Genomic DNA, 2,925 nt, shown 5'->3' with positions numbered 1-2,925 from the left:
CAAGCGGGAGAGGGAGCAATACCGGCTTCGCGCCCGATCGCATCGCTTCGCCTCGCCCTGCGGCCGCGATGGATCCGGCCTCTAGATTGACCCCTGTCGCAGCGGCCGCGCTGCTCCTGCCCGCGAGGCCCGCCCACCATGTCCGGCGAAAAGACCGAAGAGCCGACAAAGAAGAAGCTCGACGACGCCCGCAAGAAGGGCCAGAGCCCCAAGAGCCAGGACGTCAACGCGGCGCTGGGCCTGGTGGGCCTGCTCATCGTGCTGATCGTGATGGCCGAGTCCACGCTCGATCAGCTCTCCGGCCTCATCGTCCGCGCGCTGCGCGAAGGCGTCGTCGCCAAGAGCAACGAGGAGCTGCTCGCGCTCACCGTCGACATCGCCCGCTCCGGCTTCCTCGCCACCCTGCCCTTCGTCGCCGTGTCGGTGGCGCTGGGCGTCATCGCGTCCTTCGCGCAGGTCGGCTTCAACCTGTCGTTCGAGCCGCTCAACCTGCAGTTCGACAAGCTCAACCCCGCCGAGGGCGTCAAGAAGCTCTTCTCGGTCCGCTCGATCATCGACTTCCTGAAGATGGTGGCCAAGGCCATCGCGCTCGGCGCGGTGCTCTGGGTCATGATCCGCGGCCTGGTGCCGCTGCTGGTCGGCGCGGCCTACTTCGACGCGGTCGGCGTCGGCGTGCTCGGCTGGAAGGCCCTGATCAAGCTGATCTCCGCCGGCTGCCTCGTCTTCATCATCGTCGGACCGGTCGACTTCGGCCTGCAGCTGTGGCTGTTCAAGCGCGACCAGAAGATGTCCAAGGACGAAATCAAGCGCGAGCACAAGGAGAGCGAAGGCGATCCGCAGCTCAAGGGCCAGCGCAAGCAGCTCGCGCACGAGATGGCCACCTCGCCGCCCGAGCAGCGCGTGCCCGGCTCCACCGTCGTCGTCACCAACCCGACCCACTACGCGGTGGCCCTGCGCTACGAGCCCGGCGAGACGCCGCTGCCGGTCATCGTCGCCAAGGGCATGGACGCCGAGGCGCTGCGCATCCGCGCGATCGCCGAGAAGTCCGGCGTGCCCATCGTCGGCAACCCGCCGCTGGCGCGCGCGCTGCACAAGCTGCCGGTCGACGACGCCATCCCCGAGGAACTCTTCGAGGCCGTCGCCGCCGTGCTGCGCTGGGTCGCCTACCTGCACACGCTGACCTCGCCGGCGCCCCTCCCCGCATCCGCCAAATCCGCCAAATCCGCCACATCCGGCGCACCCGACGCGTCCACCGCGCCCGCCGCCTCCTCCACCGAGCCGCCGCGGCCCGCCGCGCCACCGCCCACTCCCTGATCCCACCCGGAAGGACCCGCCGCCATGGCCGCCCTGCGCCTCAGCCCCACCATGGGCAACGACCTCACGATGGCCGCGCTCATCGTCGCCATCGTGGCGCTGATGATCCTGCCGCTGCCCACGATGCTGATCGACACGCTGCTGGCGATCAACATCGCCGTCAGCGTGCTGCTGCTGATGACGACGCTGTTCATCCCCAACGCGGTGTCGCTGTCCTCGTTCCCGTCGCTGCTGCTGTTCACGACGCTGTTCCGGCTGTCGCTCAACATCGCCTCGACCAAGGCCATCCTGCTGCACGCCGACGCCGGCCACGTGATCGAGAGCTTCGGCAACCTGGTCGTGGGCGGCAACCTGGTGGTGGGCATCGTCGTCTTCATCATCATCACGGTGGTGCAGTTCATCGTGATCTCCAAGGGCTCGGAGCGCGTGGCCGAGGTCGGCGCGCGTTTCACCCTCGACGCGATGCCCGGCAAGCAGATGAGCATCGACGCCGACCTGCGCGCCGGCATCCTCACCGCCGAGGAAGCCAAGCGCAAACGCGCCATGCTGGCGATGGAAAGCCAGATGCACGGCGGCATGGACGGCGCGATGAAGTTCGTCAAGGGCGACGCCATCGCCGGCCTGATCATCACGATGGTCAACATCCTGGCCGGCATCGTGGTCGGCGTGCTGTACCACGGCATGACCGCGGGCGAGGCCTCGACCCGCTTCGCCGTGCTGTCCATCGGCGACGCGATGGTGTCGCAGGTGCCCTCGCTGTTCATCTGCGTGGCCGCCGGCGTGCTGATCACCCGCGTCGCCGACGAGCAGGAGAAGAAGCCGCGTTCGCTGGGCCAGGAGATCGGCGCGCAGCTCTCGCGCAATCCGCGCGCCATCTACCTCGCCGGCGGCCTGACCATGGCCTTCGCGCTGGTGCCGGGTTTCCCGGCGCTGCAGTTCCTCGGCCTGGCGATGGGCCTGGTGGCCATCGCCCACTGGCTGGGCAAGCGCCAGCGCAAGGAGGAAGCCACCGTCCTGTCCAAGCCGATCAGCGCCCTGCAGCGCGAAGGCGGCAAGGGCGACGCGCCCGCGATCCTGCAGCAGCCCCCGCACTTCGCCAAACCGCTGGCGATCCGGATGTCGCGCCCGCTGGGCGAGCTGCTCGAGGCCGACCGCCTCGACGAGGCGCTCGAGTCCGAACGCCACAAGCTGCAGGCCCACCTGGGCCTGCCCTTCCCCGGCGCGGCGATGTGGGTGTCGGCCGACCTGCCGGAGCACCGCTTCGACGTGCTGCTCAACGACGTGCCCGCCAGCCAGCACACGGTGCCCGGCCGACTGCTGCTGCTGAACGACCCGGCCAGCGCGCTCGCCGGCGCGGCGCAGCGCCACGGGCCGATCCTGCATCACGCCGAGTCGCTGTGGCTGCCGCCGGCCGCGGTGCCCGAGGCGCAGCGCGGTGCGTGCATGGACCTGGAGTCGGTGATCGCGGCGCAGGTCTTCGGCGTGCTGCGCCGCCACGCCCATCTGTTCATGGGCGTGCAGGAGGTTCAGTGGGTCATCGACCGCGTCTCGCCCGAGTACCCCGGCCTCGTCGCCGAGGTGCAGAAGGTGCTGCCGCTGCAGCGCATCGCG

At 69.7% G+C, this 2,925-nt stretch carries 2 protein-coding genes; both read left to right on the top strand.

The window, feature by feature from the left end:
• Positions 1 to 138 precede the first annotated feature (138 nt).
• Complete coding sequence (gene sctU / locus FUT87_RS27025) at positions 139 to 1,314, top strand: type III secretion system export apparatus subunit SctU (protein ID WP_186830803.1); 1,176 nt, start codon at positions 139 to 141, stop codon at positions 1,312 to 1,314.
• A gap of 24 nt (positions 1,315 to 1,338) precedes the next feature.
• Positions 1,339 to 2,925, top strand: a 1,587-nt coding sequence (locus FUT87_RS27020; protein WP_147242977.1) for an FHIPEP family type III secretion protein, incomplete at its 3' end; no start/stop codon positions are given.

The sequence above is a fragment of the Mitsuaria sp. TWR114 genome, from assembly GCF_007997345.1.
This window is presented reverse-complemented; position numbering and strand designations above follow the sequence as displayed.

Bases quoted from the DNA above. Each gene is read 5' to 3' on its own strand.
- sctU (WP_186830803.1), top strand. From the start codon at position 139: ATGTCCGGCGAAAAGACCGAAGAGCCGACAAAGAAGAAGCTCGACGAC.